Raw genomic sequence first — 25,486 nt, forward strand, 5'->3', positions numbered from 1 at the left:
GGCGTGCCTCCTAGGCCTTCGTCACGTTGACCATGAAGGCCTTGGTTTCGGGAATGCCGGTGTTCGGATCGCCCACCGACGGCGTCAGGATGTTCGCGGAATCGCCGCCGTTCTTCGGGAAGATCCAGCCGAAGTGCCACGGGAAGCCGACCTGATGCACCACGGTTCCCTCGACGTTGAAGGGCTTCAGACGCTTGGTCACGATGGCGATGGCCCACAGCGAGCCGCGTTCGCAGTCCACTGTGACCTTGTCGCCGTTCTTGATGCCCCGCATCTTGGCCAGCTCCTCGCTCATCTCGCAGAACATCTGCGGCTCGGCCTCGAGCAGCCACGGGGTGTGACGGGTCATGACGCCGGTCTGCCAGTGCTCGGTGACGCGATACGTGGTGCCCACGAAGGGATAGCGCGGATCGCACACGGCCTTCTTCTCCGATCCGAACTGCAGGGCCGTGGGGCTGTGCAGCTGCGAGGAGAAAGGCTGCGAGGAGACCGGGCACTCGAGCGGCTCGTAGTACTCGGGGAACGGTCCGTCCGCGGCGCCGGGGCCGAAGAGCTGACCGAAGCCGTTGGGACGCATGATGAACGGGTGCTTGGTGCCGGGCGCCCAGCCGCCGTCGGGCACGTCGCCCACCCACTTGGTGCCGTTCCACTCGATGACCGGCTTCTCGGGCGCGAAGGGGCGGCCCTTCGGATCGACCGAGGCGCGGTTGTAGATGATGCGGCGGTTGACCGGCCAGGCCCAGGACCAGCCGGGGTAGAGGCCGATCTTGGCCTGCATCGGGGTCTGCTCGCGGGAGCGGCGGGCCGCCATGTTGCCGGCCTCGGTGTAGGAGGCGGCGTAGATCCAGTTGCCCGAGCTCGTGGAGCCGTCGGCCTGCAGGAGCGCGAAGGACGGCACCAGGGTCCCGGCCTTGTAGGTCTTGTCGCCCACGGTCACGTCCTTCAGGAAGTAGCCGTTGATGGCCTTGGCCACCAGATGGGCGTCGAACTCGCCGTCCTTGCCGGCGTAGTTCCAGGTCAGGTTCAGGATCGGATCGGGGAAGGCCCCGCCGTCCTTGGCGTACATCTCGCGGACCTTGTCCATGAGCCGCAGGATGATCTCGCCGTCGGGCAGGGTCTCGCCCATGGGCTTGGGCCCGCGGTAGCGCCACTGCATCCAGCGGCCGGAGTTGGTGATGGAACCTTCCTTCTCGATGGAGGCCGCGCAGGGCAGGAAGAAGACCTCGGTCTTGATCTTCGAGGGATCCATGTCCGGCCCCTTCCAGAACGAACCGGTCTCGTTCTCGAAGAGGTTCACGTTGACCATCCAGTCGAGCTGGGTCAGGGCCTTGCGGGTCTTGTTGGAGTTGGCGCCGCTGCAGGCCGGGTTCTGGCCCCAGGCGAAGAAGCCCTTGAACTGCCCCTTGAGCATCTTGTCGAACATGACAAGCCAGGAATATTCCTTGGAGGACAGGGTCTCGAGCTTGGGCAGGTAGTCGTAGGCGGTGTCCAGGTCCGCGCCCTGCCACATCGACTTGAGCAGGCTGGCGATGTACTTGGGCGTGTTGCCCCACCAGTTGGCGCTCTCGGGGTCGTGGGTCACGGGCGTGTTGGCCTTGTCGTAGTCGGCCAGGGTCGCCTGGGAGGCCAGCGGGGTCTTCAGGTAGCCCGGGATGATGTGGAACAGCAGACAGTGGTCGGTGGAGCCCTGGACGTTGGACTCGCCGCGCAGGGCGTTGACGCCGCCGCCGGCCACGCCGATGTTGCCCAGCAGCAGCTGGATCATGGCCATGCAGCGGATGTTCTGCACGCCCGTGGTGTGCTGCGTCCAGCCCATGGCGTACATGATGGTGCCGGACTTGTCCGCCTTGCCCGTGGCCGCGTACGTCTCGTAGACGCTCATCAGATCCTTTTCCGGCGTGCCGGTGATCTTGGAGACTTTCGCGAGATCGTAGCGCGAGTAGTGCTTCTTCAGGAGCTGGAACACGCAGCGGGGATCCTGCAGCGTGGGGTCCCTGAGCGGCACGCCGTTGGCGTCCAGCTTGAAGGCCCAGGTCTTCTTGTCGTAGCTGGCGGTCTTGGGATCGAAGCCCGAGAAGAGGCCGTCCTTGAAGTCGTAGGCCTCACCGACGACAAAGGATGCGTTGGTGTAGTCCGCCACGTACTCCTTGAACCACAGGCCCTTGTCCAGGATGTACTTGATCATGCCGCCGAGGAAGGCGATGTCCGCGCCCGACCGCATAGGCACGTAGAGATCGCATTTGGCGGAAGTTCTGGTGTACCGGGGATCCACGTGGATCAGCGTCGCCCCGGCGTCCTTGGCCCGCATCACCCACTTGAAGGAGATGGGGTGGTTCTCGGCCGGGTTGCTGCCCATCATCAGGACAGTGTCCGAGTTCTTGATGTCGATCCAGTGGTTGGTCATCGCGCCGCGTCCGAACGACTCTGCCAGAGCCGCCACAGTAGCGCTGTGTCAGATACGTGCCTGGTGTTCTATGTACACCAGGCCGAGGGCGCGCAGGAACGTCTGGTAGGCCCAGCATTCCTCGTTGTCCAAGGCGGCGGAGCCGACGCTGGCGATGGCGTCGGTGCGGTTGACCGTCTGTCCCTTGGCGTTGGTCTTGGTGAAAGTCGCGTCGCGGGTCTCCTTGATGCGCTTGGCGATGGAGTACAGCGCGAAGTCCCAGGAGATGGGTTCCCACTTGTCCGAGTACGGCGCGCGGTACATGGGCGAGGTCACGCGCATCTGGTTCTCGGCGAACTGCCAGATGGACGAGCCCTTGGCGCACAGGGAACCTTCGTTGATGGGATGGTCGGGGTCGCCCTCGACGTTGATGGAACGGCCGGTGCCGTCCGTGGCGGTGTGCACGATCAGGCCGCAACCCACCGAGCAGTAGCAGCAGATGGAAGTTGTTTCCTTGGCCCACCGCGTCTTGAGCATCTGGGCCCGCGCGGCTGTGGGCGAGAGGTCGAATCCGAGCCCCCCGAAGGCCGCGCCGGCGGCTGCGATGCCGGTGAGCTTGAGGAAGTCGCGTCTGCAGACGTTCATCAGCATTCCTCCGTATTGAGGTTGGCGGCTAGGAGCCGCAGGCTTCCCGGCCGAGGGCGAGCTGCAGGGCGAAGCCCCACCGCGGAGCCGTGGCCGGGACAGGCCGGGAGACGGTCGAGAGGCGCACGGCCGTTCCCGTGCGGACGCGGAGCGTTCCCGCGCGCGCCCGCACCGGAGCGAGGTCGAAACCCAGCCCGGCAAAGGGACAACCGCACGCGCTGAGGCTTCCGGAGGTGCTTCCGCAGAAGGCTCCGGAGATGGTTCCGGTCATGACCACCTCTCGATTTTTTCGCCGCGGCCCCATGCCGCGGCAAACCCGATGTTCCGGTGTTATATTGATGCTCAAGGGTATGGAAAAAGGCAATGGGATCAAGCTTGTCCACATTCTGGCACCAGGGCGCAGAGCCGGTCGGCCAGGAGCGGAAAGATATCCTCGTTGCGGTGGTTGTAGCGGAACTCGAGCTCCTTCAGATAGAGCGGGAAGCGCTTGGGCGTGACGCCGTTGAAGCGGCGGAGCCGCGTGCGGGCGAAGCTCCAGAAATTGCCGGAGAGCGAGTCCACGTAGGCGCTGCGGCCGCGGATGTTGACGTAGTTGAGCGGCAGGCCGTCGTCTCCGCAGAACATGAGCGCATCGTAGTGCTGATAGCGGTCCGTGTAGACGATGTTGCCCATGCGCGTGAGCTTGAGGCTGAAGTGCAGGTTGAAGTGCAGCACGTTCTCCGCGCGCACGTGAGGCAGGAGGTCGATGAAGACCCAGCCGTTCTTCTCCAGGATGCCGAAAACCGGATAGAGGTTCACGGAGGCGCGGCTCGCATCTTCCGCGGCCCGTCCCGAGCCCTCGGCGATCCCGAGGTCCAGCCCCGAGGACGGGTGCAGGAGCTGCGGCGCGTCCAGGGCTCCGGCGAGGAGGGCCAGGCGCAGCGTGGTCACGGCCTTGTAGACGGTGTTGTAGGAGAGCCTGAGCTCGGGGACCATGCGGTTGGCTGTCAGCTCCAGCTCGAAGAGCTTGAGGAGCCGCAGCCAGTCACGGCAGGACAGGCCGCCCCGGTTCAGGAAGCGGCGCGAGAATTCGTGGAAGGTGTAACGGCAGCCGCCGCAGCGCAGCCGCTGGTCCGCCAAGCGGTAGACCCGCTCGGCGCCGCAGCGCGGACAGGCCGGGTCCTTGCCCCCGTTGCAGCGCTTGACGAGATAGCGCCGCGCGGCCTGCTCGTTGCGCACGTGGCGCTCGTATTCGACAAGGTCCATGCGCCTTCCCGGTCCAACTGGCGAGCCGTTCCCGGTCCTACCCGCCGATGGCCGACATGCGCCTCTCGGCCACGGGCGCACCCTGGCGCCGCGCCTTGAGCAGCTCCACGCCCACGGGCTTGGAGAGAAGCGCGCGGCGCAGGACCCGGGCGAGATGGTCGCGGTCGCCGAGGCGCGAGCGCACCAGGGGGCGCAGGCTGTATTCCTTGTCCGAGAAGAGGCAGGTGCGCAGGCGGCCGTCCGCGGTGATGCGCAGGCGGTTGCAGGTGTTGCAGAAATGGTTGCTGAGCGGCGAGATGAGGCCGAGCCTGCCCGCGCCGTCCGTGATGCGGTACATTCGCGCCGGTCCGCGGGCCTCGTTCGCGTCCTCCTCGGGCACGAGATCGGCCAGCTTTGCGGCCTCTTCCAGGATCTCGTCCGCGGGCCAGCAGCGCGACGGATCCCAGGGCACGCCCCCGCCCATGGGCATGTGCTCGATGAAGCGCACGTCCAGGGGCAGCCGCCGCGCGAGGTCGATGAAACCGGGCAGTTCGTGGTCGTTGATCCCGCGCATGGCCACGGCGTTGATCTTCACCCGAAGCCCGGCGGCCAGGCTCTCGTCGATGGCCGTGCGCACGCGGTCGAAGAAGTCGCGGCCGGTTACGCGCTCGAAGGTGGCGCGGTCCAAGGTGTCCAGGGAGATGTTGATGCGCCTGACGCCGAGCTCGGCCAAACGGGCCGGCACGCCTTCGAGAAGCGTGGCGTTGGTGGTCAGACGCACGTCCACGTCCGGGAAACGCCCCCGGATGGCGGCCACGAAATCGAGGCATCCCCTGCGCACGAAGGGCTCGCCGCCGGTCAGGCGGACCTTGGAGATGCCGAGGTCGCGCGCCGCGGCGATGCACTCGAGCATCTCCTCGTAGGAGAGGATGTCCGAGTGCTGCAGAAAGCGCATGTTCTGGCAGGACCAGCAGTACGCGCAGCGAAGATTGCATCGGTCCGTGACCGAGAGGCGCAGGTAGCTGACCTCGCGGCCGTGGGAGTCCGCGGCCCTGTGGGCGTTGGTGGTCATGGGCGGGTCTCCAGGGTTTGCAGCACGGCCAGGTCGGCCGGATAGTTGACGTTGAAGAAGCACAGCGCGTCGTCTCTCGAATAGGGGATGTGGTGGCGCACCTCGGGCGGGAAGATGGCCGAGAGCTTGTGCAGTCCGCGATCCAGAGTCTCCTCCAGGAGCGCGACGGCCCGGGGCTCGTAGATGGACACCAGGGCTTCGATGAACCCCGTCTCCACCTGCAGAAAGGTGGTCATGAGCGCTCCCGCAGGCCGCTCGCGCCAAGCGGCGAGCAGGCGGAGGAGCACGTTCTCGTCGAGCAGGGGCAGGTCGCAGGAGGTCACGAGGCAGGATCGGCCTACGGCCCGAAGCGCCGTGAGCACGCCTCCGGCGGGCCCCATGCCCGGCCGCTCGTCCATGCGCCAAGGCAGGGACAACCCGTGGGGCGAGGGGTCACGGCCGACGACCCAGACCTCGGGCAGCACGGCGCACAGCCGGTTCACGGCCTGGCCCAGGAGATCGCCGCCCCTGTAGGGCACGAAGGCCTTGTCGTGGCCGAGCCTGGTGCTCTTGCCTCCGGCCAGGACCACGCCGCAGGGCAGCGCGGAAGGATTCGCATCCGGCTGCCGCGCGCTCACAGCCTGACCCTCGCGTCCGGATCGTTGAACAGGGTGAAGCGGGCATCCTCGGTGCGGGCGAATCCGACGAGCGTGGCCCCGGCCGTGCGCGCCAGGTCGAGGGCCGCGGTGGTCACGGCGGAGCGGCTGACGCAGAAGCGGAAGCCGCAGATGAGCGCCTTGGCCATGAGGCTCGCCGTGAGCCGCGCGGAGACGAAAAGGACCATGCCCGAGAGGTCGATGCCGTTTTCCACGGCCCAGCCCGCCAGCCTGTCCAGACAATTGTGGCGGCCGATGTCCTCGGCCACGAAGGGGAATTCGCAGCGCACCTGGTCGTAGGCCCCTGCGCGGTGGAAACAGCCCGTGCCGTCCCACAGCCCCTTGCTGCCGATGAAGGCGCGCATGGACTCGGAAATCTCCCCGGCCGACATCTGGCGCAGGTGCCGCGGCTCGGGCAGGCGGTGCGCCGCGCAGCGGAACGTCCAGCGTCCGGCCTCGCGCCCGACCAGCTCGGGACGCTCGCCCTCCACGCACCAGGTGAGCTTGGCATGTCCGACGGCCAGCCGATCCAGGTCCACGGGGTGGGCCCACAGACGCGATTCCCCCCTGCCCTCCAGCCGCACGACGATGCGCTCCTCGCGGCTGACCAGGTCCTCGATCTCGCTCGCCTCGCCCGCCTTCCAGCGCAGGCAGTCGACCAACAGGCCGTGTCCGGGATCGTTCATCACTAGAACCCCCAGGCCGAGAGCGTCGGCCGAGTGAGCCCCTGTCTGGCCGCCAGCAGGTCCAGGGGCAGGGACTCGAGATCGTCCAGCAGAGGCAGGGAGACGCGGTCCATCTTCCTGAAGTCCACGGTCTTTATATAGTTGTTGCAGGAGCGGCAGACGTTGACGTGGAAGCCCGGCTCGTCGTCCGCGTCGAAATATTCCAGCTTCTCGGCCCGCTCCTCCTGGCAGAAGGGGCACTGCAGCCGCCGCACGCGGTATTCCGTGTGGCAGAAGGAGCAGGTCAGGTAGCGCAGCCCCTCCTTCTCGCGCAGGCGCGCGATGAGCGGCAGGCTGCCGCAGACCGGGCAGTGGCCGTGAGCCCAGGTCGCATCCAGATCATTGTCCCGCGCCGCGGCTTCCGCCTGCAGCTCGATGGCCGGGTCCAGGCTGGCCTGCACCAGGAAGGCCGCAAGCCTGGGCGCTCCGGGCGTGAGCCCGGCCAGGCCGGCGAAGTGGCCCTGGTCGTCGGCGACGTAGCGGGCAAAGGCCTCGCTGCGGTCGTAGGTTCCGGCCGCCTCGGCCGCGCGCAGCCTGGCCACGCCCTCCGCCAGGGCGCCGCCCCTCTCCTCGAGCAGCGCGGCCAGCCCGTCGTAGAGCGCCGCGGTCCGCGCGGTGTCGACGACGAAGCGCTCGCGCGGCAAGAGCGGCGCGCCTTGCAGATGGCGCGCCTTATCCTCGACGGACAGTTGCGCCACGACGGGCACGGCCATCTCGGCCCTGGCTTCGAGCTGCAGCCTGCGGACGGCGGCGAGCAGGTCGACAAGGGGACCGGGGAGGCTCACGTTGGCGCGCAGGGCCTTCACTTTCTTCTCCAGACGACGGGATTCCGAGGCGAGGTCGAATGTCATGCGAAACTCCGGCAGAATGTTTCCTCCTGCATGGCGCATCTTCCCTCTCTTCGCCAAACTATATGACTTATCTTCAATTTGACACAAATATTATTTTTTTAAAATACAAGACACCAAAATGATTGATCTTCGCATCACGATTTTTCCCCCTGAGTGACAAACCGGAATCAAGATCCGCCATTTTTTCCATTTCCATTTCGTATTCCAGTGTCTTATTCGCATCGCCTTTCTCGATAGGTGCCAAATCATGCGCAATCACGATTTTTCTTGTTTCATCTGGACCATACGTCATTCTGGGCATAACTTGTCGACCGATACACAAATCCATCCCTCACGACCAACTTCAAGGAGTAACGACATGGCACGTACCGTTCTGGCCCTCATCCTGACGCTTCTGTGCTGGGCCGCCCCGGCCGCGGCCGGGCAGAGCATGCTCATGGCCACCACCACGAGCACCGAGGCGACCGGCATGCTCGACTACCTCATGCCCATGTTCACCAAGGACACCGGCATCGAGGTCAAGTGGACCGCCGTGGGCACCGGCAAGGCCCTGAAGATGGGCGAGAGCTGCGACGTGGACGTGCTCATGGTCCATGCTCCCGCCGCCGAGAAGAAATTCGTCGATGCCGGTTTCGGCACCGGCCGCACCGAGTTCATGTACAACGACTTCGTCATCGTCGGCCCCAAGGCCGATCCGGCCAAGGTCAAGGGAGACAGCGTGACCAAGGCCCTGCCCGCCATCGCCAAGGCCAAGGCGACCTTCGTCTCCCGCGGCGACGATTCCGGCACGGACAAGGCCGAGAAGAGGCTGTGGAAGGATGCCGAGATGCCCGTGCCGGACAAGGAAGCCTGGTACCTGCAGGCCGGCCAGGGCATGATGCAGACCCTGAACATGGCCGCCGAGCGCGGCGGCTATACGCTCACCGACCGCGGCACGTACATCAAGTGGGAGTCCAAGGCCGGGGCCAACCCCGCCCTGGTCATCCTGGTGGAGGGCGACTCCGTGCTGCGCAACCAGTACAGCGTCATCCCGGTGAACCCGGCCCACTGCCCCAAGGCCCAGAAGGAGCTGGCAGACAAGCTGGCCAACTGGGTGGCCACGCCCAAGATCCAGAAGGCCATCGCGGACTTCAAGCTCGAGGGCAAGCAGCTCTTCTATCCCGACGCGAAATAGCTTAAGCCTTGATTCCTGCGGGGCGCGGCCGAGGCCGCGCCCCGAATCTCCTGCAGCGAAGGTGACATGGACTTTCTGCTCGACGGCCTGCGTCAGGCCATCACGTTGCTCCTCGCCCTGGACCAGGCCACGATCTCGGCCATCCAGGCCACGCTCGAAACCGCGCTGCTCGCCGTCTCCTCGGCCGTTCTCCTGGGGGTGCCCGCCGGTTTCCTCATGGGCTACTTCACCTTTCCCGGCCGCAGGGCCCTGCGCCTCGTGGTGGACACCCTGCTGGCCTTCCCCACAGTGGTCATCGGCCTCGTGGTCTACGCCTTCCTGACGCGCCGCGGCCCGCTCGGCGACTGGGGGCTCCTCTTCACCATCCCGGGCATGGCCATCGGCCTCACCATCCTCGGCCTGCCCATCGTCATCTCCATGACCGCCGTGGCCATGGAGGGGCTGGACGACGAGGTCCGCCAGACCATCCTGACGCTCGGCGCGAGCCGCCTGCAAGCGGCCCTGGCCTGCCTGGCCGAGGCCCGCTACGCCATCGCCCTGGCAGTGGTCACGGCGTTCGGCCGCATCGCCACCGAGGTCGGCATCGCCATGATGGTCGGCGGCAACATCAAATGGTACACCCGGACCATGACCACGGCCATCGCCCTGGAAACGGGCAAGGGCGAATTCGCCCAGGGCATCGCGCTCGGAGTCATCCTGCTGCTCATCGCCTTCTGCGTGAACGTGCTGGTGGCCGTGCTGCGCCGCAGGGGGGCCGCATGAGCCCCGTCGCGACGTCGACGCCGGTCTACAGCCTGCGCGGCATAGAGCACGAGTACAAAGGCCGCCCTTCCCTGCGGCTGCCCTCCCTGGACGTGCCTGCGGGCACAATCCTCGGCCTGTGCGGCCCGAACGGCTGCGGCAAGTCCACGCTCCTGCGCGTGATGGCCTTCCTGCTCCGCCCCACGCACGGCGAGGTGACCTTCGCCGGACGTCCGGCGGACGACTTTCCCGCCCTGAGGCGCGAGGTCACGCTGCTCCTGCAGCGGCCCGTGCTGCTCAGGCGCTCGGTCTTCGACAACGTGGCCTACGGGATGCGCGTGCGCGGCCTGAGGCGGAACCTCGCCGAACGCGTGTCCGAGTCGCTGTGCGCCGTGGGGCTCGACCCGGCCGTCTTCGCCCGCCGCTCCTGGCGTGAGCTCTCCGGGGGCGAGGCCCAGCGCGTGGCCATGGCCGCCCGCCTGGCCATCCGACCGCGCGTGCTCCTGCTCGACGAGCCGACCAGTTCCCTGGATCCGGAGAGCGCCGAGCGCATCACCGCCGCGGCGAAACTCGCGCGCGACGGGCAGCAGGCCACCGTGGTCGTGGTCAGCCACGACCACGCCTGGCTGCGCGGCCTGTGCGACTCCGTGCTGCACCTGGCCCCCCCGCACGCGCAGCACGAGGCGCCAACCATGCCCACGGAGGGCAACGACATTTCGGAGGAACGCCCATGATCGCGGTCAACGTCGTCGGCTTCAAGAATTCAGGCAAGACAACAGTCGCCGTGCGCCTGGCCAGGGCCCTGGCGCAACGCGGCCGCCGCGTGGCCGGAGCAAAGTTCGCCCACTGCCGCTTCGACCGCGAGAACGCGGACACCGGGAAGCTCGCCGAGGTCTGTCGCGTCGTGGCCGGGCTCTCGCCCGAGGAGACCATGCTGCTCTGGCCCCGCAAGCGCTACCTTCCGGACCTGCTCCCGCTTCTCGACTGCGACACGCTGGTGGTCGAGGGCGGCAAGGAACTCGGCTGGCTGCCGCGCATCGTCCTCGCCCGCGAGGACGCCGACCTTGCGCCGCTCGGCAGCGACCTGGCCCTGGCCGTTTTCGGCGCGGCGGGCACGGGAAACGAGCCCACGGACGAAGACATCGAGCGCGCGGCCGACATGGTCATCGAACGGGGCTTCGCCCTTCCGGGACTTGATTGCGGCGACTGCGGCCGCGAGAATTGCCGGGAACTCGCCGCGGACATCGTGGCCGGACGGGCGGCGCCCGGCGATTGCCGTTCCGTGGGCGGGGGCTTGCGCATCACCGTGGGCGGCAAGCCCATCGGGCTCAACCACTTCACCCAGGATCTCGTGGCCGGAACCCTGCGCGGCCTGCTCTCCACGCTCAAGGGCTACTCTCCCGGGCCGGTGACCATCGAGTTCGACGGCTGAGGCGCGGCGCCCCCGGCGCCGCCCTCCCCTTCTTCCCCTTCGCCGCGGTTTCCCCGCAAAACGGCCTTACGCCAGCGAGAGACGGCTCACGCCGAGCACCTTGTCGAGAGACGAGAGGCGGTCGATGGTCGCGTAGAGGTGGGCCGAGTCGCGCACCTCGATGGTCAGGATGACGTCCGAGGTGTGGTCCTCGCTGGAGATGAAGGTGCCGGTGTCGATGTTCACGCCCTGCTCGGCCAACACCTCGGCAACCTGCGCCAGCGCTCCCGGCACGTTCTTCGCCTTGATGCTGATCTTGGCCGGATACGGCTTGTCCTCCTGGCCTTCCCAGGCGATGGACAAAAGCCGCTCGGGCTCGAGGTTCTTGACGTTCGGGCAGTCGGCCGTGTGCACGGTGACGCCCCTGCCGCGCGTGATGTAGCCCACGATGGGATCGCCGGGCAACGGGTCGCAGCACTGGGCATAGCGCACCAGAACGTCGTCCACGCCCTTGATGCGCACCTTGTCCATGGGCAGCGGCGCGGCCTTGGGCGCCTCCTCCGCGGCGGCGGGCTTCTCCTCCTCGGGCTCCTTGGGCAGGAGGCGGTGCAGCAGCTTCTTGGGCGTGATGCGCGAGTAGCCCACGGCCGAGAGCAGCTCCTCCACGCTCTTGAAGGAATACTCCTCCGCGATGGGCTCGAGGTCCCCGGACTGCAGGACCTTCGCGAAGTTCACGCCCATCTTGCGGCCTTCCTTCTCGAGCATCTCGCGGCCCAGGAGGATGCTGCGCTCGCGCTCCTCCGTGCGGATGAAGTGCTTGATGCGCGAGATGGCCTTGGCGGTCTTCACGAACTTCAGCCAATCCCGGCTCGGACGGCGCGAGGAGTCGGTGAAGACCTCCACCGTGTCGCCGTTCGTGAGCTTGGAGGACAGCGGCACGAGCTTGCCGTTGACCTTGGCGCCCGAGCAGTGGTCGCCCACCTGGGAATGGATGAGGTAGGCGAAGTCCACGGGTGTGGCGCCCTCGGGCAGCTCCTTGACGTCGCCGCGCGGGGTGAAGACGTAGACCTCGTCGGAAAAAAGGTCGGAGCGCAGGTTGGCCATGAAGTCGCGCGGATCCTTGGTCTCCTTCTGCCAGTCCAGGATCTGGCGCAGCCAGGAGAACTTCTCCATGTCCCGCGACTTCATGCCGAGCTGCGATTCCTTGTACTGCCAGTGGGCGGCCACGCCGAGCTCGGCCAGCTTGTGCATCTCGTGCGTGCGGATCTGGATCTCGATGCGCTCCCCGTCAGGGCCCACCACCGTGGTGTGCAGGCTCTGGTACATGTTGTTCTTGGGCATCGAGATGTAGTCCTTGAACCGTCCCGGCACGGGGCGCCAGGTGGCGTGGACGAGGCCCAGCACCGCGTAGCAGTCCTTGAGGCTCGAGACGACCACGCGGAAGGCGATGAGGTCGTAGACCTGATCGAAGGTCAGCCCCTGTTGGAGCATCTTGTTGTAGATGCTGAAGAAGTGCTTTGTCCTCCCGGTGACCTTCCCCTCGATCTTGTTGGACGCGATCATCTCCTTGAGCAGCCCGATGACCTTGTCGATGTAGTCGCGCCCCACGGTGGCGTGACCCTCGACGCTCTTCTTCAGCTGCTTGTAGGCGTCGGGCTTGAGGTACTGGAAGCAGAGGTCCTCGAGCTCGACCTTGACCGGGTGGAGCCCCAGGCGGTTGGCCAAGGGTGCGTAGATGTCCAACGTCTCCTGGGCGATCATGCGCTGCTTGTGCGGCTTCATGAAGTCCAGGGTGCGCATGTTGTGCAGACGGTCTGCCAGCTTGACCATGAGCACCCGGATGTCCTCGCTCATGGCCACGATCATCTTGCGGATGTTCTCGGCCTGGGCCTCCTCGCGCGACTCGAAGACCATCTTGCTGATCTTGGTCACGCCGTCCACGATGTGCGCCACCTCGGTGCCGAACTTCTCGCGGATCTCGTCGATGGTGGCCTTGGTGTCCTCCACCGTGTCGTGCAGCAGACCGGCCGCGATGCTGGCCTCGTCCAGGTGCATGCCGGCCAGGATGCTGGCCACGGACAGGGGGTGGGAGAGGTAGGGCTCGCCCGAGAGGCGCGTCTGTCCCTCGTGGGCCGAAGCGGAGAAGACGTAGGCCTTCTGGATGAGGGCCAGGTCCGGGTCCGGGATGTAGCCCTGGATCGTATCGATGATCTCGCCGATGCGGATCATCGGCGGAAGGCTCGGCTTTTGCGGAGTGGTCATTGCGTGAGAGCGGGCTGGGACCGCGAGGGCTCGATCCACCATCGCTCGAAGTTGTAGGTTATGCCGGCGGGGGCCGGTTCGATTCCCCGGATCCTGGCGCTGACGATGGGCAGGGCGTAGGGGACGTACAGGAAGCAGTACGGCTGGTCGTCGTGCAGCAGTTCCTGGATACGGTCATATATCCGCTTCCGCACCGCCTGATCAAGGGTTTCGCGGCCCTCTTCCAGCAGCCGGTCGACCTCTGGGTTGGCGTAGTGGACGAAGTTGAGCCCCTGCGGCGGCGTCTGGCTCGAGTGCCAGACCGTGTAGTTGTCCGGGTCCACGGTGGTGCTCCAGCCGAGGATCACGGCGTCGAAGTTGCCGGGATTGATGAACTCCTTGATGAACGAGGCCCACTCGATGGTCCTGATCTCGACCTTGATGCCTATCTGGCGCAGCCGCTCCTGGATGATGATCGCGGTCTTGGAGCGCTGCTCGTTGCCCTGGTTGGTGAGGATGGTGAAGGCGAAGGGCCTGCCGTCCTTGTCGAGGATGCCGTCGCCGTCGGTGTCGCGCCAGCCCGCCTCGGCGAGCATGGCCCGCGCCTTCTCCGGATCGTAGGAGAAGGACGCGATCTTGTCGTCGTAGACCCAGGTGCCGGGCTTGTAGGGGCCGACTGCGGGCATGCCCAGGCCGAAGAGCACGATCTTTATGATCTCCTGCTTGTCTATGGCGTGTGCCAGGGCCTGGCGCACCCGCCGGTCCGTGAAGAGCGGATTCTTCAGATTGTAGCCGAGATAGGTGTAGCCGAAGGAGACGTACTTGTACTTGGTGAAGTCCTTGCGCCACTCCGGCCCTTCGGTCTGGAAGAGATACTGCTTGGGCGTCAGGTCCATCATGTCCAGGTTGTGGGCCTTGAGCTCCATGAACTGGGTGCCGGTGTCGGGGATGATGCGCAGGATGATGCGGTCCACGTAGGGCCGTCCCAGGAAATAGCGCGGGTTGGCCGTGAGCACGAGATAGCGCCCGGGCACCCACTCCTTGAGCATGTACGGCCCCGCGCCCACGGGCTCGCGGGCGTACTTCGTCTCCAGGAGGTTCTCGTGCTCCAGGATGTGGCGCGGCACGATCTCCCCGGCCCAGGTGATGAGGGAGCGCGCAAAGACCTTGTCGTAAAGAACCTCGAAGGTGTAGTCATCTATGAGCCGGAATTCCGAGACGGCCTTGTAGTCGTCCCCGTAGGCAGTGGGCGTCTTGGGATCGATCATCATCTTGTAGGTGAACTCGACGTCCCTGGCGGTCAGGGGCGCGCCGTCCTGCCAGACGATGTCGCGGCGAAGATGGAAACGGATGCGCTTGCCGCCGTCCAGCACCTCGTAGGACTGCGCGGCGTAAGGCACGAGATTGAGGTTCTTGTCGTAGCGCAGGAGGGAAATATAGAGCAGCCCGGTGACCGAGGCCGAGGAACTGTCCGTGGCCAGGTTGGGGATGAGGTTCGACGGCTCGCCGATGGTCGCCTGGACGATGCGTCCGCCGTAGACCGGGGTGACGACGTCCTGCGAGGACGCGGCGGGACGCGCGGCCGCAGCGTTTTCGGCGCGGGCGGCGGCCGGTGTCTTGGTCGGCTCCTCCCCCTTGCATGCGACAAGCAGCGCGAGGAGCGCCATGAGCATTCCGAAACGCATTGTCATGTTGCTTAGAGTCCCATCCGGATTATCAATTTCCTACGACGGAGGTCACAAAGTATGCTCAAGTCCACAAAAAAAGCCAAGCAACTCTTGCTTACGCCTGAATATTTGTCTAAATGGTGTGGATGCTTACGTGTGCGGACTAAATCGGAGCATCAGGCCCCGTTCACGGGCGCTGCCACCGCACGGACAGCAGGGGGAGCCTCAATCACATGACACATGACGAAGAGGGTCGCGCGAAGGAGATCCTCTCACACTTCATCAAGGACAGTGTTCCCGAATACATCCTGGAAGGCGCGCAGTCCATCCTCGACAGCGGCGGAGTCCGCAAGCTTTCGCTCAAGAAACGGGAACAGTTCTGGGACATCGACGCCCAGATCCAGGGCGATGATTTCCAGAGCTATGCCGCAGAGCTGGGGTTGAATCTCCAGGACGGGAACATCAACTACTACTGCAACTGTCCGGATTCCTTTTCCGGCGTCTGCCGCCACATCGGCGCAGGCGCGCTCAAGCTGCTGCAGTCGCTCGAGATCCCGGACGACCAGGAAGAAGCCCCCAAGGTCCGCACCGACTGGCGCCAGTCCTATCGTTCGTTCTTCGCCACGGCGCACGAGCCCGAGGCGGGCAAGCACTATCTCGTCTACCGCTTCTACGCCGAGCCCGGACGCCTTCAGGTCGCGTTCTTCCGCGCGCGGCAGAACAAGTCCGGCCTCTCCCAGGTCCAGAACGAAGTCACCCTGGCCCAGATCTACGAGAACGAGGACTGGTGCGAGAGCGTGCCGCTGCTGCCCGAGGCCGCGCGGCAGGTCGCCTCGTTCCTCGACTACGCCGGGCACCGCGTGGAGCTGCCCGCGGGCCTGCTGACCTGGTTCCTCTGGGCCATCAAGGACGAATACTATCTTTTCCAGGCGGACAGCGAGCAGCCCGCGCGCATCCAGCGCAAGACCATGCGGCTGCAGCTCACGCCCCAGCTTTCCGAGGACGGGCTGTCCTTCGACCTCATGCTCTCGGCCGAGGGCAAGCCGCCCTTCAACATCTCGGGCCAGGAGGTCTTCTTCTACGGACAGATGCCGCTGTGGGTCTACTGGAAGGGCACGTTCTATCCGGTGCAGACCGGCCTCGACGCGAGGTTCATCAAGGAGCTCGTCGAGCACAACCCCATCGTGCCGCACGCCGAGATCTCCGAGTTCCTGGACCGCGTCTGGACCAAGCTGCCCTCCTCGGACCTGCACGGGCAGGAAGAGTTCCTGGCGCGCATGGCCCCGATCTTCGTGCCCGCGAACTACAGCCCGAAGCTCTTCCTGGACGAGGAAGGCAGCCTGCTCACCATCCAGATCCAGAACGTCTACGAGACCGAGCACACCGAGGTCGCGCTGCCCGGCCCCAACCCGGACCTGCAGACCGGCGCCTACAATTACGAAGGCAAGTCCTTCCTCCTGCGCCGCAGCCAGGCCGAGGAGCAGGAGCTGCTGAACCTCCTGCAGGAGATGAATTTCCAGCCGCGCTCCAACTCGCTGTGGTTCCTCGAGCAGGAGGAGGCCATCTCCTTCCTCCTCGACGCCTATCCGAAGCTCGTGGAGCGCTACCGCGTCTTCGGCGAGAAGAACCTGACCCGCTACAAGGTCCGGCTCAGCAAGCCCGTGGTCGTGGGCGAGATCACGAGCGAGGAAGAGGACAAGTGGTTCAAGCTCGACCTCTCGGTCGAGTACGACGGCCAGAAGGTGCCAATCGAGAAGATCTGGAAGGCCTGGACCCAGGGCAAGCGCTACGTGCAGCTGAAGGACGGCTCCTACACCTCGCTGCCCGAATCCTGGCTCGAGAAGCTGGCCCACAAGCTGCGCGCGCTGGGCTACGATCCCGAGAAGGCCCCCCAGGCCCGCTTCAACCAGTTCGACGCGCCCGTGCTCGACAAACTCGTGGAGGACCTGGACGAGGTCCACACGGATTCCTTCTGGAACACCCTGCGCGAGCGCATCCACAGCTTCCAGGAGATCCGCCAGATCATGGCCCCGCGGGGGCTGAACGCGCAGCTTCGGCCGTACCAGGAGCAGGGGCTGTCCTATCTCAACTTCCTGCGCGAATACGGCTTCGGCGGCATCCTCGCGGACGAGATGGGCCTGGGCAAGACCGTGCAGACGCTCTCCTTCCTGCAGTATCTGCGCGAGAGCAAGATGGAGGGGCCGAGCCTGATCATCGTGCCCACCTCGGTCATGCCCAACTGGGAGCGCGAGTGCCAGAAGTTCGTGCCCGAGCTGAAGAGCTTGGTCATCTACGGCGCGCGGCGCGAGAACCTCTTCAAGCAGGTGGCCGAGTCGGACATCGTCATCACCACCTACGCCCTGCTCCGCCGCGATCTCGACGAACTGGAGAAGTTCGAGTTCAACGCGCTCATCCTCGACGAGGCGCAGAACATCAAGAACCCGAACACCATCACCGCGCGCTCGGTGCGCCACCTGAACGCCAAGATGCGCCTGTGCCTCTCGGGCACGCCCATCGAGAACAACCTTTTCGAGCTGTGGAGCCTCTTCGAGTTCCTCATGCCCGGCTTCCTCGGCTCGCAGCACTCGTTCCAGCGCGGCATCGTGAAGCCCATCAAGGACGGCGACGAGGAGACCCTGACCTACCTGCGCCAGCGCGTGAAGCCCTTCATCCTGCGCCGCACCAAGTCCGAGGTGGCCAAGGACCTGCCGCCCAAGGTGGAGAGCGTGCACTACTGCGCCCTGGCGGACGAACAGCTGGAGCTCTACGCGGCCCTTGCCAAGAAGCTCAAGGAACAGGTCATGCGCGACGTGGACGAGAAGGGCATGGCCAAGTCGCAGATGTCCATCCTCGACGCGCTCCTCAAGCTCCGCCAGATCTGCTGCCACCCGAGGCTCCTCAAGCTCGACATGCCCGGCGTGTCCACCAACCTGCCCTCGGGCAAGTTCGACGCCTTCAAGGACCTGGTCACGGACATCATCGAGGAAGGCCACAAGGTGCTGGTCTTCTCGCAGTTCGTGCAGATGCTGCACATCATCCGCAGCTGGCTGCAGATCAACAAGGTCCCCTTCGCCTACCTCGACGGCACTTCCAAGGACCGCTTCGACCAGGTGGACATGTTCAACAACGACCCGTCCATCCCCATCTTCCTGATCTCGCTCAAGGCGGGCGGCACGGGCCTGAACCTGACCTCGGCCGACTACGTCATCCACTACGACCCGTGGTGGAACCCGGCCGTGGAATCCCAGGCCACGGACCGCACGCACCGCATCGGCCAGACGCGCCAGGTTTTCTCCTACAAGATGATCTGCCAGAACACGGTGGAGGAGAAGATCCTGAAGCTGCAGGACCAGAAGCGCGGCATCGCCGACGCCATCATCCCGGGCCAGGACTCCTGGAAGTCGCTCACGCGCGACGACCTGGAGATGCTCTTCGAGATCTAGGAAAGCCCCAGCACGGACGGCAAGTCGGACGACACCAAGACGGACGACGGCCGGGAGTGATCCCGGCCGTTTTTTTTGTGCGCGCCCGGGCCGGGATCAGGAGAGCAGCTCGCGCGCGCCGCGCACCAAGGCCTCGCCGAGCTCGTCGAGGAGCGGCGAGCGCAGGTTCCAGCAGTGCCAGAAGAGGTCCACCTGCACGGTGCATCCCGGCGCCAGGTCCACGAGGGAGCCGTGGCCCTCTCCCGCTCCCGCTGCGGCATCCAGATACGGAAAGCTCTGGGCGTCGGGCAGCATGCCCGCGGCATGCCCCTGTCGGATGAAGGTCACGAAGCCCTCGGACGAGGGCAGCCAGTGGGCGCGCAAGGGCGGGGGCTCTCCGCCCAGGACCTGGCGCAAGAGCTTGTTGTGCAGGTCGTCCTTGCGGTTGAAGATCACAAGGGGCAGCTGCGCTGCAGCCTCGGGCGTGAGCCCGTCCGGACACCACCAGTCCCTGTAGTCCGGCGCGGCCACCAGTCGGTAGCCCATGCTGCCGAGGGGCACCACGCGGCAGCCCTGCATGGCCTCGGGCCGCACGCTCACGCAGCCCACGACCTCGCCGTCGCGCAGGAACTCGTGCGTTGCCTCCTGGTCGTCCACGCGCAGATCGAGCAATACCCTGTGCTCGCGCACGAAACCGTCCAGGGCGGGCAGGAACCATGTGGCCAGGCTGTCCGCGTTCACGCCCACGGGCAAGGTCGTGAAGGCCCGGCCGCCATCCAGCTCCCCCCCGCCGGGCATGGCCTCGGCCAGGACGTCCTCCTCGAGCCGCCGCACCTGTCGCCAGTGGGCCAGAAGGCGCCTGCCGGTCGCGGTGGGCGCGGGCGGGGAGGAGCGCACCAGCAGCACCTGCCCCAGGCCCTCCTCGAGCGCGCGGATGCGCTGCGACACGGCCGATTGCGTCAGATGCAGGACGCGCGCCCCCTTCTCGAACCCGCCTTCCTCCACCACGACGGCCAATGCTTCCAGACAGCGATAGTCGATCATGATCGTGCCATTAGCAAAATTAATCATGCTCGAAAACTATTCATTTCACTGAAAGGCATGTGCTCGGTATGGTGTCCACAGCAAAGGAGGATCCATGGCTGTCTCGTCTTTTCCCTTCCTGCCCTTTCTCCAGGGGTTCGGCACGGGCTGCGGGCTGATCGTGGCCATCGGCGCCCAGAACGCCTTCGTGCTGAGCCAGGGCATCAGGCGACAGCACCATCTGCCCGTGGCCCTGGTCTGCAGCCTGTGCGACGCGGCGCTCATCGCCCTCGGCGTGGCGGGCGCGGGCGCGGCACTGGCCGCCTCGCCCCTCGTGCGGCAGGCCGCGGCCCTGGGCGGAGCGGCCTTTCTCGCCTTCTACGGCCTGCGCTCGGCCCGTGCGGCCGTCGCCGGAGGCGGGGCGCTGACCGCGGCCCCGGAATCCGGAGAAGGCGGAGGACAGGAGAAAGGGCTCGTCGCCACCCTGCTCGTGACCCTGGCGGTGACGCTCCTCAATCCCCACGTCTACGTGGACACGGTGCTCCTGCTCGGCGGCATCGGCGCGCAGTACCCTCTTCCGGCCCGCTGGCTCTTCGGCGCGGGCGCCGCCCTGGCCTCGTGCACCTGGTTCTTCTCCCTCGTGCTCTGCGGCCGCCTGCTTGCCCCCCTCCTCGCCCGCCCCGGCGCCTGGCGCGTCCTGGACGGGATCATCGCCTGCATCATGTGGAGCGTGGCGGCCGGACTGCTCTCCATGTCCTTCGCCCGCTGACCCCGCCTCCCCGATGATGTTTCTTGCCTCGGAGCCCGGGATGGCGCTAGATACGGGCAAGCATCCGGATCGGCATGAAGCGTCTTTCGGCTTCCTCTCGTGCACCCAAGCCCTGCAAAGGTTGTCGCATGCGTGCTTTCCTCAGCGCTCTCGCCTTGTGCATCCTGTCCGCCTGCCTTCTGTGCGTCACTGGTTGTGAAAAGAAGAAGTCGGCGCCGCCGACGCGCACCGTGCAGGTCGGCGTGGCCGAGGTCCGCCGGGGGGATGCCCCGCTGGTCGCGCGCGGCGTGGGCCACGTGCTGGCCCTGAACACCGTGGACGTGCAGTCGCAGGTGACCGGCATCATCAAGTCGCTGCATTTCCAGGAAGGCTCGTTCGTGAAGCGCGGGCAGCTCCTGGCCGAGATCGATCCCGAGCCGTTCAAGGCCGCGCTGGAGCAGGCCCAGGGGACCCTGGCCAAGGACACGGCCACGTCCGCGCAGGCCCGGCGCGACTACGAGCGTTACAAGGACCTGGTAGGCCGTGAGGTGATCAGCCGCGACGAGTACGAGCAGTACCTGACCGCAATGCACACCTCGGAGCAGCAGGTCAAGGCGGACAAGGCCGCCGTGGACACGGCGCGCATCAACCTCGGCTACTGTGCCATCCGCGCGCCCCTCGACGGCGTGGCGGGATACCAGCAAATGAACGCGGGCAACACCATCAACGCCTACCAGGGAACCCTGGTGAGCATAAACCAGGTGCAGCCCATCCAGATCCGCTTCTCGGTCAACCAGAGCGAACTGCCCGCGCTGCGCAAGTATTCCAAGGATGCCGAGCTCCCGGCCTTCGCGCGCGTCGCGGGGAGCCACGAGGACGTGCCCGAGCAGGGTGAACTCACGGCCATCGACAACTCCGTGGACCCGCAGACCGGGATGATCACGCTCCAGGCACAGTTCCCCAACACGGAGCTGGCGCTCTGGCCCGGGCAGTTCATCCAGGCCGGGGTGACCCTGACCGTGGAGAAGGGCCGTCTGCTCATCCCTTCCGTCGCCGTTGTCGCGCGCCAAGAAGGGAACTTCGTCTTCGTGGTCACGCCGCAGAACACGGCGGAGCTTCGGTCCGTGAAGATCGGCCGCACCGTGGGTGACGACGTGGTCGTGCACGAAGGGCTCAAGCCGGGCGAGAAGGTCGTCACCGAGGGCCTGGTGCAGCTCTCCCCCGGCGTGTCCGTGAGCGTGTCCGCGCCTGGGGCCCAGTCCGGCGGGAAGGCGGGCAAACAGGCTGACGGCAAGGCCGAGACTGCGGCCGAGGCCGTGAAATGACCGACATCTTCATCCGGCGCCCGGTCGCCACGGCGCTCATCGTCTTCGGCCTGCTCTTCCTGGGGCTGACGGCCTACGACACCCTGCCGGTGAGCGAGATGCCGGCCATCGACTTTCCCACCATCCAGGTCACGGCGCAGCTCCCGGGCGCGGACCCCGAGACCATGGCCTCCTCCGTGGCCACGCCGCTCGAGAAGCAGTTCACCACGGTCCCGGGCATCAACTCCATGAGCTCGGTGAACACGCTCGGCCGCACGACCATCGTGCTGCAGTTCGACCTGGGCCGGAACATCGACGGCGCGGGCTCGGACGTGCAGACGGCCATCTCTGCGGCCCAGGGCTACCTGCCTCCCACCCTGCCCAACCCGCCGACCTACCAGAAGGTCAACCCGGCGGACTCGCCCATCCTGTTCATCGGCATGCATTCGGACACACTGCCGCTCTACACCCTCACCGAGTACGCCAAGACCTACGTCTCGCAGCGCATCTCCATGGTCGCGGGCGTGGCCCAGGTGGCCATCTACGGCGACCAGACCTACGCCCCGCACATCCAGCTCGACCCGGACAAGCTCGCCGCCCTGAACCTGCCCATCAATGCCGTGGCCGGGGCCTTCCAGTCGGAGAACGTCAACCTGCCCGTGGGCACGCTCTACGGCAAGGTGAAGCTCTACACCATCAAGGCCCGCGGCATGCTCATGTCCGCCAAGGACTACATCAGGCAGATCATCGCCTGGCGAGGCGGCACGCCCGTGCGCCTGTCCGACGTGGGCACGGCCATCGACTCCACGGTCAACGACCACAACCTCTCCTTCCACAACCAGAGCCCCTCGATAACCCTTGCCGTGCGCCGCCAGCCGGGCACCAACACCATCGAGATAGCGGACAACATCAGGAAACTCCTGCCCGCCATCCAGGCGAGCCTGCCCACGTCCGTCCAGTTCGAGGTCATGTACGACCGCTCGCAGACCATCCGCGACTCGGTGCAGGACGTGAAGTTCACCCTGGCCCTGGCCGTGGTCCTGGTCGTGGCCGTGGTCTTCCTCTTCCTGCGCAACGTCCGGGCCACGATCATCTCCTGCGTGGCCCTGCCCGCGGCCATCATCGGCACCTTTGCGCTCATGAAGGAGGCGGGCTTCTCGCTCGACAACCTCTCGCTCCTCGCGCTCATCCTGGCCGTGGGCTTCGTGGTGGACGACGCCATCGTCATGCTCGAGAACATCGTGCGCCACATGGAGATGGGCAAGCCGCCCTACCAGGCGGCCCTGGACGGCGCGCGCCAGATCGGCTTCACCATCATCTCCATGACTCTGTCCCTGGCCGTGGTCTTCGTGCCCGTCATGTTCATGGCAGGCATCCTCGGCCGCATCCTGAACGAGCTGGCCGTGACCATCACCATGGCCATCCTCGTCTCGGGCTTCCTCACGCTCAGCTTCACGCCCATGCTCTGCAGCCAGTTCCTGCGCCACGCGCCCTCGCTCGAGAAGCCGAGCCGCCTCTTCTCCCGGGTGGAAAAGGCCTACGAGGCGAGCCTGCACTTCGTGCTCGGGCACCGCTTCATCGTGCTCATGGCCTCCTTCGGCGTGCTCGGCCTGACGCTGTGGATGTTCGCGGTCATGCCCATGGGCTTCATCCCCACCACGGACTCGGGCTTCATCTACGGCTATGCCCAGGGCGAACAGAGCGCGTCCTTCGACGCCATGAAGAATCGCATCCTGCGCGTCAGCAAGCTCGTGGAAGAGGACCCCGACGTGCACCGCGTGGTGAGCATCGTGGGCGTGGGCGGGCCGAACACCTCCATGAACAACGCCGCCTTCTTCACCCTGGTCAAGCCCGCAAACGAGCGGCCGGACAAGGCGGACATCGACACGCTCCTGGCGCACCTGCGGCGCCGGGTGGCGGGCATCTCTGACCTGCGCCTGTTCATGTTCAACCCGCCCGCCATCCAGATCGGCGGACGCTCCACGCGCGCTCTGTACCAGTTCACCATGCTCGCGCCGGAGACGGACAAGCTCTATGCCGTGGCCCGCCGCTTCGAGGCGTCCATGCGCGCGCTGCCCGAGGTGCGCGACGTGAACTCGGACATGCAGATCGACGGCCCTCAGGTCACTGTGCACATCGACCGCGACAAGGCGTCCAGCTACGGCATCTCGGCGGGCGCCATCGAGACGGCCCTGTGGTCGGCCTACGGCTCGCGCCAGATATCGAACATCTATGCGTCCACGGACACCTACCGCGTGGTCATCGAGGTGCTGCCCGAGTTCCAGCGGCGGCCGGACCTGCTGTCCAAGCTCTACGTGCAGCCGGACCTGGCCACCAACACGGACAAGAACGCGGGCAAGCTGGTGCCGCTCGACAGCCTGGTCACGCTCAAGGAAGGCGTGGGCCCGATCACGGTCAACCACACGGGCCAGCTGACCTCGGTCACCATCTCCTTCAACACCGCGGCGGGGCATTCCCTGAGCCAGGCCACGGAGGCCATCACCGCCCTGGCGCACAAGGAGATCCCCCCGGAGATATCCTACAGCTTCCAGGGCCAGGCCACGGCCTTCCAGGAATCCGCGGCCAGCGTGCCCTTCCTGCTGCTCCTGGCCATCGTGGTCATCTACATCATCCTGGGCGTGCTCTACGAGAGCTTCATCCACCCCCTGACCATCCTCTCCGGCCTGCCTTCCGCGGCCCTGGGCGGCCTCCTGGCCCTGCTCGTCTTCGGCCGAGAGCTCGACCTCTACGGCTTCGTGGGCATCATCATGCTCATCGGCATCGTCAAGAAAAACGCCATCATGGTCGTGGACTTCGCCATCGCGGCGGAGAAGGAGGGCAAGTCGCCCATCGACGCAGTGTTCCAGGGCTGCGTCATCCGCTTCCGGCCGATCATGATGACCACCGTGGCGGCCATCGCGGGCATCCTGCCCATCGCCCTGGCCTACGGCGCGGGCGGCATCGCCCGCCAGCCCCTGGGACTCGTGGTCGCGGGCGGCCTGGCCATCTCCCAGGTGGTCACCCTCTACCTCACGCCGGTCATGTACACCTACCTCGACGACCTGCAGCAGTGGCTGAAGCGCAAGCGGGGCAAGGCGGAATCCACCTAGAGACGCATCGGAGCCCCGGCCGAAGACAGGGAAACGAAAAGGGCGCGGACCATGCGGTCCGCGCCCTTTTCGTTCGCTATGCCTGAAGCGCCGTTCCGAATCAGAAGGGCACGTCGTCCATGCCGCTGGCTTCGCTCGGGAAGGCCGGGCCGAGGTCCTCTTCCTCGTAGGGAGAGGGCTGGCGCTGCTGCTGGGGACGTCCGCCGCCGCGCTGCTGTTGCTGCGGGGCCTGGCGCTGCTGGGGCGGGGCGTAGGCGTCGCCGCCCTGCTCCATGGCCTGGCCGCGCGGGCTGTCCAGACCCTGCACCGTGCCGCCGAAGGGCTGGACCACGATCTCCGTGGTGTAGCGGTCCTGGCCGTCCTTGTCCTGCCACTTGCGGGTGCGAAGCGCCCCCTCCACGTAGACCAGGCGGCCCTTGCCGAGATAGTTGGCGCAGAACTCGGCGGACTTCCCGAAGACCGCGATGCGGTGCCATTCGGTGCGCTCGATCTTCTCGCCGGAATTCCTGTCCTTGTAGGACTCGTCCGTGGCCACGTTGAAGTTGGTCACGGGCTGCCCGGAAGGCAGGTAGGACAGCTTCGCGTCGGACCCCATGCGTCCGATGATCATGACTTTGTTCAGGCTGCCGGCCATGTGGTGCTCCTTGAATGTGATGGGGGGTATGTAGCGCGGCTGCGCCGATTCATCAATCGGGTCCTCGGCCCCGACCCGTGGGATTTCCCCGACGGGCTGCGCGAGGCCGGTAAAGGGCCGTGCCCGCTCAGGCGGCGGGCATCCTGGCTTCGAGGTCGGCCAGGGCCTCCTCCAGGCGGCTGGACAGATTCTCCGCCTCGGCGGGCTTCCAGTCGGCGAGTGCGGCCTCCACCTCGCGCTTGCGCGCGGCCACGGCGGGCAGCTCCTTGTGGAGCACGGCCTTGGCCTCCTTGGGCATGTCGCCGAACTCGGTCATCTCTCCGAGCTGGTCCACCAGCTCGAGCAGCCCCTTGCGGTCAGCGGGAGAATATTCCGGCGCGGGCCAGGCGGCGGCGTACAGTCGGGGGAAACTCTTTTCCGCCTCGTCCGGAGCGAAAGTGGATGCCGAGACCCTGATCTGGATGTATCTGCCCATG

At 66.2% G+C, this 25,486-nt stretch carries 21 protein-coding genes; 8 read left to right on the forward strand and 13 right to left on the reverse strand.

All coding sequences use genetic code 11. The features are described from left to right. Nucleotides 1-10 precede the first annotated feature (10 nt). The 8 genes from fdnG to DSX2_RS18410 all read right to left on the reverse strand — a co-directional run bounded on the left by fdnG (nucleotide 11) and on the right by DSX2_RS18410 (nucleotide 7,863). Nucleotides 11-3,028, reverse strand: coding sequence for a formate dehydrogenase-N subunit alpha (gene fdnG / locus DSX2_RS14200; protein WP_084486636.1), 3,018 nt, complete (start codon nucleotides 3,026-3,028; stop codon nucleotides 11-13). Between the two features lie 28 nt (nucleotides 3,029-3,056). Beyond that, nucleotides 3,057-3,299 (reverse strand): hypothetical protein, encoded by a 243-nt coding sequence (locus DSX2_RS18405; protein WP_020881689.1) that lies wholly within the window; start codon nucleotides 3,297-3,299, stop codon nucleotides 3,057-3,059. A gap of 98 nt (nucleotides 3,300-3,397) precedes the next feature. After that, nucleotides 3,398-4,273 carry a transposase gene (locus DSX2_RS14210; protein WP_020881690.1) on the reverse strand — a complete coding sequence of 292 codons (876 nt, stop codon included), beginning with the start codon at nucleotides 4,271-4,273 and terminating at the stop codon, nucleotides 3,398-3,400. A gap of 37 nt (nucleotides 4,274-4,310) precedes the next feature. Next, nucleotides 4,311-5,324 carry a GTP 3',8-cyclase MoaA gene (gene moaA, locus DSX2_RS14215; protein ID WP_020881691.1) on the reverse strand — a complete coding sequence of 338 codons (1,014 nt, stop codon included), beginning with the start codon at nucleotides 5,322-5,324 and terminating at the stop codon, nucleotides 4,311-4,313. After that, on the reverse strand, nucleotides 5,321-5,941 hold the full coding sequence (locus tag DSX2_RS14220) for a molybdenum cofactor guanylyltransferase (RefSeq protein ID WP_020881692.1): 621 nt from the start codon (nucleotides 5,939-5,941) through the stop codon (nucleotides 5,321-5,323). The genes moaA and DSX2_RS14220 overlap by 4 nt, the downstream gene beginning before the upstream one ends. After that, nucleotides 5,938-6,645 (reverse strand): formate dehydrogenase accessory sulfurtransferase FdhD, encoded by a 708-nt coding sequence (locus tag DSX2_RS14225; RefSeq protein ID WP_020881693.1) that lies wholly within the window; start codon nucleotides 6,643-6,645, stop codon nucleotides 5,938-5,940. Before DSX2_RS14225 ends, DSX2_RS14220 begins: the two co-directional genes overlap by 4 nt. A gap of 2 nt (nucleotides 6,646-6,647) precedes the next feature. Next, nucleotides 6,648-7,535 carry a formate dehydrogenase accessory protein FdhE gene (locus DSX2_RS14230; protein ID WP_020881694.1) on the reverse strand — a complete coding sequence of 296 codons (888 nt, stop codon included), beginning with the start codon at nucleotides 7,533-7,535 and terminating at the stop codon, nucleotides 6,648-6,650. Between the two features lie 73 nt (nucleotides 7,536-7,608). Further along, nucleotides 7,609-7,863 (reverse strand): hypothetical protein, encoded by a 255-nt coding sequence (locus DSX2_RS18410; RefSeq protein WP_152512970.1) that lies wholly within the window; start codon nucleotides 7,861-7,863, stop codon nucleotides 7,609-7,611. A gap of 30 nt (nucleotides 7,864-7,893) precedes the next feature. On the opposite strand from DSX2_RS18410, the gene DSX2_RS14235 reads away from it, so the two are divergent. The 4 genes from DSX2_RS14235 to DSX2_RS14250 all read left to right on the forward strand — a co-directional run bounded on the left by DSX2_RS14235 (nucleotide 7,894) and on the right by DSX2_RS14250 (nucleotide 10,882). After that, nucleotides 7,894-8,709, forward strand: coding sequence for a substrate-binding domain-containing protein (locus DSX2_RS14235; RefSeq protein WP_020881695.1), 816 nt, complete (start codon nucleotides 7,894-7,896; stop codon nucleotides 8,707-8,709). A 66-nt stretch (nucleotides 8,710-8,775) separates the two neighbouring features. Beyond that, nucleotides 8,776-9,471 (forward strand): ABC transporter permease, encoded by a 696-nt coding sequence (locus DSX2_RS14240; protein ID WP_020881696.1) that lies wholly within the window; start codon nucleotides 8,776-8,778, stop codon nucleotides 9,469-9,471. Continuing rightward, complete coding sequence (locus DSX2_RS14245) at nucleotides 9,468-10,184, forward strand: energy-coupling factor ABC transporter ATP-binding protein (protein WP_020881697.1); 717 nt, start codon at nucleotides 9,468-9,470, stop codon at nucleotides 10,182-10,184. Before DSX2_RS14240 ends, DSX2_RS14245 begins: the two co-directional genes overlap by 4 nt. Then, nucleotides 10,181-10,882 carry a molybdopterin-guanine dinucleotide biosynthesis protein MobB gene (locus DSX2_RS14250; RefSeq protein WP_020881698.1) on the forward strand — a complete coding sequence of 234 codons (702 nt, stop codon included), beginning with the start codon at nucleotides 10,181-10,183 and terminating at the stop codon, nucleotides 10,880-10,882. The genes DSX2_RS14245 and DSX2_RS14250 overlap by 4 nt, the downstream gene beginning before the upstream one ends. A gap of 66 nt (nucleotides 10,883-10,948) precedes the next feature. On the opposite strand, the gene DSX2_RS14255 is transcribed toward DSX2_RS14250, so the two are convergent. Continuing rightward, nucleotides 10,949-13,090, reverse strand: coding sequence for a bifunctional (p)ppGpp synthetase/guanosine-3',5'-bis(diphosphate) 3'-pyrophosphohydrolase (locus DSX2_RS14255; protein WP_020881699.1), 2,142 nt, complete (start codon nucleotides 13,088-13,090; stop codon nucleotides 10,949-10,951). Between the two features lie 29 nt (nucleotides 13,091-13,119). Then, on the reverse strand, nucleotides 13,120-14,793 hold the full coding sequence (locus DSX2_RS14260; RefSeq protein WP_020881700.1) for a peptide-binding protein: 1,674 nt from the start codon (nucleotides 14,791-14,793) through the stop codon (nucleotides 13,120-13,122). A gap of 209 nt (nucleotides 14,794-15,002) precedes the next feature. On the opposite strand from DSX2_RS14260, the gene DSX2_RS14265 reads away from it, so the two are divergent. Continuing rightward, nucleotides 15,003-18,212, forward strand: a complete 3,210-nt coding sequence (locus DSX2_RS14265) for a DEAD/DEAH box helicase (protein WP_020881701.1) — start codon at nucleotides 15,003-15,005, stop codon at nucleotides 18,210-18,212. 96 nt (nucleotides 18,213-18,308) lie between these two features. Here DSX2_RS14265 and DSX2_RS14270 read toward each other — a convergent pair whose 3' ends face one another. Further along, nucleotides 18,309-19,235: a LysR family transcriptional regulator ArgP gene (locus tag DSX2_RS14270; RefSeq protein WP_035042765.1), complete on the reverse strand. Its 927-nt coding sequence runs from the start codon at nucleotides 19,233-19,235 to the stop codon at nucleotides 18,309-18,311. Between the two features lie 94 nt (nucleotides 19,236-19,329). On the opposite strand from DSX2_RS14270, the gene DSX2_RS14275 reads away from it, so the two are divergent. From DSX2_RS14275 to DSX2_RS14285, 3 genes are all read left to right on the forward strand, one after another. Beyond that, nucleotides 19,330-19,983: a LysE/ArgO family amino acid transporter gene (locus tag DSX2_RS14275; protein ID WP_020881703.1), complete on the forward strand. Its 654-nt coding sequence runs from the start codon at nucleotides 19,330-19,332 to the stop codon at nucleotides 19,981-19,983. Between the two features lie 128 nt (nucleotides 19,984-20,111). Then, entirely contained in the window at nucleotides 20,112-21,287 is a 1,176-nt protein-coding gene (locus DSX2_RS14280; RefSeq protein WP_020881704.1) for an efflux RND transporter periplasmic adaptor subunit, read from the forward strand. Next, the gene (locus tag DSX2_RS14285) at nucleotides 21,284-24,376 is read left to right on the forward strand and encodes an efflux RND transporter permease subunit (protein WP_020881705.1); all 3,093 of its coding nucleotides are present in this window, start codon (nucleotides 21,284-21,286) and stop codon (nucleotides 24,374-24,376) included. Before DSX2_RS14280 ends, DSX2_RS14285 begins: the two co-directional genes overlap by 4 nt. A gap of 100 nt (nucleotides 24,377-24,476) precedes the next feature. Here the strand turns inward: DSX2_RS14285 and DSX2_RS14290 are convergent, their stop codons facing one another. Both DSX2_RS14290 and DSX2_RS14295 read right to left on the reverse strand, forming a co-directional pair. Further along, complete coding sequence (locus DSX2_RS14290) at nucleotides 24,477-25,010, reverse strand: single-stranded DNA-binding protein (protein ID WP_020881706.1); 534 nt, start codon at nucleotides 25,008-25,010, stop codon at nucleotides 24,477-24,479. Between the two features lie 127 nt (nucleotides 25,011-25,137). Then, nucleotides 25,138-25,485 (reverse strand): hypothetical protein, encoded by a 348-nt coding sequence (locus tag DSX2_RS14295; RefSeq protein WP_020881707.1) that lies wholly within the window; start codon nucleotides 25,483-25,485, stop codon nucleotides 25,138-25,140. Nucleotide 25,486 lies beyond the last annotated feature (1 nt).

The sequence above is a fragment of the Desulfovibrio sp. X2 genome (assembly GCF_000422205.1).
Classification (GTDB): domain Bacteria; phylum Desulfobacterota; class Desulfovibrionia; order Desulfovibrionales; family Desulfovibrionaceae; genus Alkalidesulfovibrio.

Bases quoted from the DNA above. Each gene is read 5' to 3' on its own strand.
- moaA (WP_020881691.1), bottom strand. From the start codon at position 5,324: ATGACCACCAACGCCCACAGGGCCGCGGACTCCCACGGCCGCGAGGTC.
- DSX2_RS14270 (WP_035042765.1), bottom strand. From the start codon at position 19,235: ATGATCGACTATCGCTGTCTGGAAGCATTGGCCGTCGTGGTGGAGGAA.
- DSX2_RS14275 (WP_020881703.1), top strand. From the start codon at position 19,330: ATGGCTGTCTCGTCTTTTCCCTTCCTGCCCTTTCTCCAGGGGTTCGGC.
- DSX2_RS14250 (WP_020881698.1), top strand. From the start codon at position 10,181: ATGATCGCGGTCAACGTCGTCGGCTTCAAGAATTCAGGCAAGACAACA.
- DSX2_RS14265 (WP_020881701.1), top strand. From the start codon at position 15,003: ATGACACATGACGAAGAGGGTCGCGCGAAGGAGATCCTCTCACACTTC.
- DSX2_RS14230 (WP_020881694.1), bottom strand. From the start codon at position 7,535: ATGACATTCGACCTCGCCTCGGAATCCCGTCGTCTGGAGAAGAAAGTG.
- DSX2_RS14255 (WP_020881699.1), bottom strand. From the start codon at position 13,090: ATGATCCGCATCGGCGAGATCATCGATACGATCCAGGGCTACATCCCG.
- DSX2_RS18410 (WP_152512970.1), bottom strand. From the start codon at position 7,863: ATGGATTTGTGTATCGGTCGACAAGTTATGCCCAGAATGACGTATGGT.
- DSX2_RS14285 (WP_020881705.1), top strand. From the start codon at position 21,284: ATGACCGACATCTTCATCCGGCGCCCGGTCGCCACGGCGCTCATCGTC.
- DSX2_RS14280 (WP_020881704.1), top strand. From the start codon at position 20,112: ATGCGTGCTTTCCTCAGCGCTCTCGCCTTGTGCATCCTGTCCGCCTGC.
- DSX2_RS14240 (WP_020881696.1), top strand. From the start codon at position 8,776: ATGGACTTTCTGCTCGACGGCCTGCGTCAGGCCATCACGTTGCTCCTC.
- DSX2_RS14260 (WP_020881700.1), bottom strand. From the start codon at position 14,793: ATGACAATGCGTTTCGGAATGCTCATGGCGCTCCTCGCGCTGCTTGTC.
- DSX2_RS14290 (WP_020881706.1), bottom strand. From the start codon at position 25,010: ATGGCCGGCAGCCTGAACAAAGTCATGATCATCGGACGCATGGGGTCC.
- DSX2_RS14210 (WP_020881690.1), bottom strand. From the start codon at position 4,273: ATGGACCTTGTCGAATACGAGCGCCACGTGCGCAACGAGCAGGCCGCG.
- DSX2_RS18405 (WP_020881689.1), bottom strand. From the start codon at position 3,299: ATGACCGGAACCATCTCCGGAGCCTTCTGCGGAAGCACCTCCGGAAGC.
- DSX2_RS14235 (WP_020881695.1), top strand. From the start codon at position 7,894: ATGGCACGTACCGTTCTGGCCCTCATCCTGACGCTTCTGTGCTGGGCC.
- DSX2_RS14295 (WP_020881707.1), bottom strand. From the start codon at position 25,485: ATGGGCAGATACATCCAGATCAGGGTCTCGGCATCCACTTTCGCTCCG.
- DSX2_RS14245 (WP_020881697.1), top strand. From the start codon at position 9,468: ATGAGCCCCGTCGCGACGTCGACGCCGGTCTACAGCCTGCGCGGCATA.
- DSX2_RS14225 (WP_020881693.1), bottom strand. From the start codon at position 6,645: ATGAACGATCCCGGACACGGCCTGTTGGTCGACTGCCTGCGCTGGAAG.